Origin of the sequence: Rickettsia endosymbiont of Cardiosporidium cionae (genome assembly GCF_015476335.1) — a bacterium.
Classification (GTDB): domain Bacteria; phylum Pseudomonadota; class Alphaproteobacteria; order Rickettsiales; family Rickettsiaceae; genus JADHZC01.
The window spans coordinates 22,466-29,229 of the sequence record NZ_JADAQY010000002.1 but is presented as its reverse complement, the minus strand read 5'-3'; the positions used below and the strand labels follow the sequence as shown (position 1 = coordinate 29,229).

The following is a 6,764-nucleotide window of genomic DNA, read 5'->3' as shown; positions in this document are numbered from 1 at the left end:
AAAANCAGNATTAAATACCANTAAAACTGCTTTGCAAGGGTTGTTAAATAGAGCAGCACCAACCCCAGCAACTATAGATTTAGCTATCCCAGTGGCTGATGCACAGTTAACAGATNCATCTAAAGCAGCTATAAAAGAAGATATNGCTATGATAGATTCTGCATTAGCANNTGGNGANGNATGNTTTGATTNNNGAANANACTNNAGTTATGAAGCCTAAGTTAACTAACCATTCTGCTATGGTAAATGCTTATTTTGAGTTTGCTGATCTTGGGATGGTCAAGCTATTTGCTGGAGCTGGAGTAGGTATAGGAGCTCTTGGGTTGAAAATTGAAGAGAGCGCAACTCGTGACCTTTCTAATAACAACGAAATGACTGTAATTAATGCAGCTACAACAGCTGATCGATACCAGTTGCATACGCGTGCAGCAGGAACACCAGCAGTAACATCAGGAACACCAGCACCAGCAGTAGAAGGTACTTGGACAAACACAACTATTGCTGCAGCTAATAACCCATCGAGCGCTGTAAATTTAATCAAAACTGAAGTTGATGAGTATAACACAAAATTAGTGAACGCTACGAAAGAAGCATCATCAAAAAAGATGACTGCAAATTATAAAACTAAAGTTAACTTTAATTTTGCTGCTCATTTAGGATTATCTACTGAAATAAACCCTGGATTTAAAATAGATCTTTCTTATAGTTTTAGAGGATTAGGAAAGCCCGGGAAATTTGATAAGCTAAAATCTTCAGCAGATAAAAAAGCAAAAATTACAGATGCTACTTTAACTTATAAGCATACTAATCAAAGCTTTAAATACATTTATACGCATAATATCAATCTTGGCTTAAGATTTGAATTATAAGAAAAAAGCTGTATTTGTGTAGGGTGATAATTAAAGTTATACATTATGTATAACTTTATCTAGTGGTCTGTCATTGCGTTACTCGTACAGAGAAACGCTGGTAGTCCTTGTTGGTGGTTTTGACATATACAACAAACCACCACACTACACTGCAAACATGTGGTGTGTGTCTTCCATTTCATAAGGAGTTCTCATCTTAAATGACATAGGCTGCGCATATCAAACCACTGAATCAGCTAAACAGCTGATATCTTTCCTTTGCTAACTATTACAGTTGGTTACTGGTATTTGTAAATACTGTGTATCCTTATAGGGTTTTTTCAATAAATCTGCTAATAGATGATTCGCTACCTAGTGTTGTAGTGTACTGGATGCAAGTGAGGTTTATTTCATCTATTTTATATGTTATAGAGTGTTATAGAAAGTTGTTTGATTTAATTATTTAATTAGTATAAAAGGGTGTTGCACCATCTTGCTACCGTGGCTTAGTACACTGAGATGTCCTTTACAAGCCAAAAAGATTTAGGTTTTATAGGCTTTTTTACGTTTCTTGCTGACTGCATTCGCTTATTATATTGTATATCTGGTTTATCGGAACTAATCCTTAGGTTTTTGTCAGCTGATAGACGTTCTATTAACCTTTGAGATCCCTCTTACCTCACCGCATTGAATTTTGCTTATATCGATGATTTAGTTTAACTGCGCTTGATAACTACTTGATAACTGATTTTAATCCTAAATTCTGTCGATTTGTCATCTCTTTATTACATCTTATCACATATATTATAATTACGTTGGTTGCACTTGTTACTAAAATTATATTTGCTTCACAGTTAATTCTTGCAGATATTTTTAAAATATGATAGTTAGGTTACTAACGTTTATGATTAATTTATGTATTTATCATCATCTTTATTGATGGTAAAACATAAATTCCTTATGTTAGTAAAATTATTGCTCCCAATAGATGTTGTTATACAGAGCCACTAACTGTTCATTGCTTATATGGTAAGATTCTCAAATATATTTAAATATAGCAATATGCTCCTTGCATCAGTGATACTTGGAGTTCTTATGGTATTATTGTTCCCCATTCCTAAGTTGTTGTTAGATTTTTTGTTAGCATTTTCTATTGCTATATCAATCATTGTTTTGATGACAACATTATTCATCGTAACTCCTCTAGAACTTAGCGTTTTCCCTACTATCTTGTTAGTTACAACCCTAATTAGATTATCTTTAAATATATCTTCAACCAGATTAATTTTATCTGAAGGGCACCTTGGATCTCATGCAGCAGGCAAGGTTATAGAAGCATTTGGACATTTTGTAATGCAAGGAAATGTAGTAATAGGGTTGATAGTATTCTTAATATTAACCCTGATCAATTTTATCGTTATTACTAAAGGCTCAGGTAGAATAGCAGAAGTTGCAGCAAGATTTAATTTAGATTCTATGCCAGGTAAGCAAATGTCTATAGATGCAGATTTAAGTGCAGGATTAATAGATGAAGAAACTGCTAAAAATAAACGAAAAATTCTTGAAGATGAAAATACTTTTTACGGTTCAATGGATGGTGCAAATAAATTTGTAAGAGGAGATTCTATTGCAGGCATGGTGATCACGTTTATTAATTTGGTTGGAGGAATGATTGTTGGGATTGTACAAAAACAATTATCATTTAGTACAGCTGTACAAACCTATAGCATATTAACTATAGGTGATGGATTAATATCCCAAGTCCCTTCTTTAATCATTTCTGTTTCTTCAGGGTTATTAGTAACTAAGGCTGCAGGAGTAGGATCTACTGACCAATTAATATTCAAACAAATAGGTAAATATCCACAATCACTTCTCATAACTGCCGCTGTAACAGCACTTATGTCTTTACTACCAGGGCTGCCATTTTTTGCATTTATTTCTATTTCTCTCGTAATATCATCAGTGACTTACGTAATGATACAGAAGATCAATAATACCATGCTAAATAAAAATAACGCATTAGGAATAGATAAGGTTTCTTCTGCTGTACAAAATAAACAATCCTCTGGAATAGATGATGCAGATAGTACTTCAAATATACTGGCTATGGATGATATTAGAATTGAATTAGGACACGAATTAGTAATACTGACTGATATGGATGATATGAATCTTATTACTCAAATAAGAAAATTAAGAAGACAAATTGGAGAAAAATTTGGGTTTATTATACCTTCTGTAAGGATAAAAGATAATGTTTCTCTCAAAAAAAACGAATATATAATCAAAATAAAAGATATAATTGTAGGAAAAGGCTTCGTAAAACCTGACTCTGTTATGGTAATAAACCCAACTCTTGAAGAATTAGACATAGAAGGAGAAGAAGTAATAGAACAATCATTCGGACTAAAAGCAAAATGGATAGATATACAACGCAAAGAAGAAGCTATATCTAAAGCATATAATGTAATAGATCCTGTGACTGTCATTACAACATATTTATCAGAATTAATTAAAGATAATCTGACAGAACTGCTCTCCTATAGCAGTACCCAACAACTGCTAGATTCAGTAAATGATGAAAATAAAAATTTAGTAAAAACAGTCGTACCTGAAGTAGTACCAGTTTCAATACTACAAAAAGTACTACACAAATTGTTACTAGAAAAAGTTTCTATAAGAGATCTGCCTACAATATTAGAAGCAATTGCAGACGCTACTAGAATCTATAATAACAACATAACATATATTACAGAAGAAGTAAGAGTAAGGTTATCTAGACAAATTTGTTACTCCTATATGGCAAAAGATAATCTTTTGTCAGTAATAGTACTATCTTATGAATGGGAAAGAACATTCGCAGATAATTTGGTAGGAAATGATATGAATAAAAAACTATCGATTCAACCTTCTAAAATTGACGAATTTATTATAAAAATTAACTCTTTATTTGATAAATACTCACGTCAGCAATCTCAAGTGATATTACTGACTTCAGCTTATATAAGGCCCTATGTTAGGTCTGTTATAGAAAGATTTAAACCTAATTTATCTGTAATTTCTCATAGTGAAATATATCGCAAAATTAAAATACGAACCTTAGAATATTTATAGATAAAATTCATCCATATAATTTTAATTATTACATATAATGATAAGTAAAAAAGTAAGAGTCCTATTTAAGATCTCTGGTGCTGCACTCATGGGAAATAGAGATTTTGTACATGATTGTGAAACCATCAAATCTATAGTAACCGGTATTAAATCAGTCTATGATACCGGAGTCCAAATATGTATAGTAGTTGGAGGAGGCAATATATACAGAGGTATAGAATCTGATAGATTATGTATGGAACGTTCTATTGTGGACCATATGGGTATGTTAGGTACTATAATTAATGCTTTAGCACTACAAAGTATCCTAGAACAAACAGGGATTGATACAAGAGTGCAATCCGCTATATCTATGACTAGTATATGTGAACCATTTATTAAAAGAAGGGCAATAAGGCATATTGAAAAAAACAGAATTGTTATATTTGCAGCCGGTATTGGTAGCCCTCTGTTTTCAACTGATACAGCTGCAGTACTAAGAGCTGTGGAAATGAAGTGTGATTGTTTATTAAAAGCTACTAATGTTCCTGGGATTTTTAATACTGACCCTAAAAAAACACCTGAGGCATTCAAATATAACACTATCAATTATAGTACAGTAATAGAAAAGAATCTTGGAATTATGGATACAGCTGCTATAGCAATTGCTCAGGAACATTCATTGCCAATTAAAGTATTTTCAGTCAAATCAAATCAAAATTTTTTAAAAGTGCTAAATAATAAAGGAGAATTTACATTAATACACTAAGTTAATTGATCAATTAGTAAAAAATTGTTGATATCACTAATTTTTGGTATGAAAGATATGTGTTATGCCTTATAATCCTGTCAGTCAATCTAGCAATTAAAAACGTTAATTAGGTTTAAATTTGTGTTATGCATGAAATCTTAGATAATATAGACGGATTAAATCAAAAAATGGATCATATAATATTATTATTCAATAAAGATTTAAGTGGTATTAGAACAGGAAGAGCCTCAACTAGTTTAATAGATTCAATCCCGGTCAAAGTACATGGTTCTAATATGCCTTTATCACAAATAGGTACTATCTCTATACCTAATGGACAATCACTAGCAGTAAAAATGTGGGATAAAACTTTACTACAGAATGCTTTAAAAGCTATATCTGATGCAAATTTAGGGTTAATTCCATTATATAAGGATCAAATTATTACCATAAAATTACCTACAATGAGTGAAGAAAGACGCAAAGAACTCGTAAAAATTGCTGTAAAATATGGAGAAAATGCTAAGATTGCTCTACGTAATATCAGAAAAGAAGAAATATCAAAAATAAGAATTTTAGAAAAAAATGGAGATATTTCAAAAGATGATTCTTTTAAAGCATGCAAAACGATCCAGGATGTATTAGATAATTTTATACTAAAAGTTGATAAAATATTAGAAGCAAAAAAACAGGACATACTAGTATTCTAAAAAATTGATCGTAACAGTATTAATTGAATACCCGATGTAAGAACTAACCAAAACGTTATGCGATGACGTATGATCCAAAATTATCAAATACTGAAAATTCAAGTCAGTCGTAAACTATTTTTAGTAATTAAATATCACGAAATTCGATATTTAATTACTAAATAATTATATATACTAGATATTTATCACATACTAAAAGTGATGGTTATTTACCAAATCCTCCTCCAGATCTACTATTTTGTTTACTAAATTTATGACTATTTTGCCTATCAAAACTTTTTTGTACCCTCAATCCACTAGACTGTATTTTGTTCTCAAATTTCTTTGCTTGTTTCTTAACTTTGTTGTCTTCATATTTTGCAGCATCAACTTGCACTTGATCTCTAATCTCCACAAAATTATCTTTTAATTTTGTACCTATAGCTTTCACTTTACCATATTGATTTAAAATTTCTGTTTTCAATTTTTTCCATCCATCCTTAATAGCTTGAGAAATCTTAACTACTTGAGCCGATATTGCATTCTTAACAGTTGTAGCGACATTTTTTATGGAGTTACCTGCAGCTTTTATAGCATCCATTACAGCTTCAGATATTTTCCTAATTGTACTATATAAAGGTAGGAACACATTATGATATAATTTGTTATTAAGTCTTTTAGCAATACCTTCTGGTCCTTTGTCTGGTCCTTTGTTTGGCTCGTTGTCTGATCCTTTGTCTGGTTCTGGCAATGGCTGGCTATTCTCTATGGCATCAGCAGCTCCCATTATGAACGGCTCTACTATCGTCAGAATTTTCTTTTGCTGCTCTGGAGTCATTGCTTCTTCTGGTTGACCTACACTATTGCCTTGTTTCTTCACACCAAAGTGTTCTAATACACCACTCAGAGCCCCTATTAACCCTTCTTTTGTTCTCTTTTCATCTATTACGCCGTCTGCCATATTACTTACCTTCTTTAATTTTTAAAATACTAATAATTAAATAATATATTAATAATTATTTAATATATTAAGTATATCATAAAAATTTCGAAATACAAATTATATAATTAATAAATTAAGTATTATTAAATAATTAATTTTGTTATTTTACCAGATAAATTAAAATGGTAATAGCTTATTGACATCTGTTTATCATTAAGTTAGAATTCGTGTTTCGTTTTGGAGTATTTCGGAGCATTTCGTAGGCCATAGGCATAAGGGAAAAATAATAGGAGTTGATAATGTGGTTTAGTAATCTTTAGGCTTATATGCCTTTACTTAGTTAGTTTTGTTTGTTAATATTACATACTCAATTAGTTATTGAAAGATGTTATTTTTAGCCGAACGCCTGATACTGTATTACATGTTCGTTTACTGTT

At 31.2% G+C, this 6,764-nt stretch carries 5 protein-coding genes; 4 read left to right on the top strand and 1 reads right to left on the bottom strand.

Annotated elements, in window-relative coordinates:
- The first annotated feature begins 209 nt into the window (after positions 1-209).
- From IHI24_RS01355 to frr, 4 genes are all read left to right on the top strand, one after another.
- The gene (locus tag IHI24_RS01355) at positions 210-869 is read left to right on the top strand and encodes a hypothetical protein (RefSeq protein WP_194966281.1); all 660 of its coding nucleotides are present in this window, start codon (positions 210-212) and stop codon (positions 867-869) included.
- Positions 870-1,874: 1,005 nt separating this feature from the next.
- Positions 1,875-3,965: a flagellar biosynthesis protein FlhA gene (flhA, locus tag IHI24_RS01350; RefSeq protein WP_194966280.1), complete on the top strand. Its 2,091-nt coding sequence runs from the start codon at positions 1,875-1,877 to the stop codon at positions 3,963-3,965.
- Between the two features lie 37 nt (positions 3,966-4,002).
- A complete protein-coding gene (gene pyrH / locus IHI24_RS01345) occupies positions 4,003-4,713 on the top strand; it encodes a UMP kinase (protein WP_194966279.1) in 711 nt (236 codons plus the stop codon).
- Between the two features lie 128 nt (positions 4,714-4,841).
- Positions 4,842-5,405, top strand: coding sequence for a ribosome recycling factor (frr, locus tag IHI24_RS01340; protein WP_194966278.1), 564 nt, complete (start codon positions 4,842-4,844; stop codon positions 5,403-5,405).
- 205 nt (positions 5,406-5,610) lie between these two features.
- Here the strand turns inward: frr and IHI24_RS01335 are convergent, their stop codons facing one another.
- Positions 5,611-6,345, bottom strand: a complete 735-nt coding sequence (locus IHI24_RS01335; protein WP_194966277.1) for a hypothetical protein — start codon at positions 6,343-6,345, stop codon at positions 5,611-5,613.
- Positions 6,346-6,764: the final 419 nt, after the last annotated feature.

Bases quoted from the DNA above. Each gene is read 5' to 3' on its own strand.
- IHI24_RS01355 (WP_194966281.1), top strand. From the start codon at position 210: ATGAAGCCTAAGTTAACTAACCATTCTGCTATGGTAAATGCTTATTTT.
- frr (WP_194966278.1), top strand. From the start codon at position 4,842: ATGCATGAAATCTTAGATAATATAGACGGATTAAATCAAAAAATGGAT.
- flhA (WP_194966280.1), top strand. From the start codon at position 1,875: ATGGTAAGATTCTCAAATATATTTAAATATAGCAATATGCTCCTTGCA.
- IHI24_RS01335 (WP_194966277.1), bottom strand. From the start codon at position 6,345: ATGGCAGACGGCGTAATAGATGAAAAGAGAACAAAAGAAGGGTTAATA.
- pyrH (WP_194966279.1), top strand. From the start codon at position 4,003: ATGATAAGTAAAAAAGTAAGAGTCCTATTTAAGATCTCTGGTGCTGCA.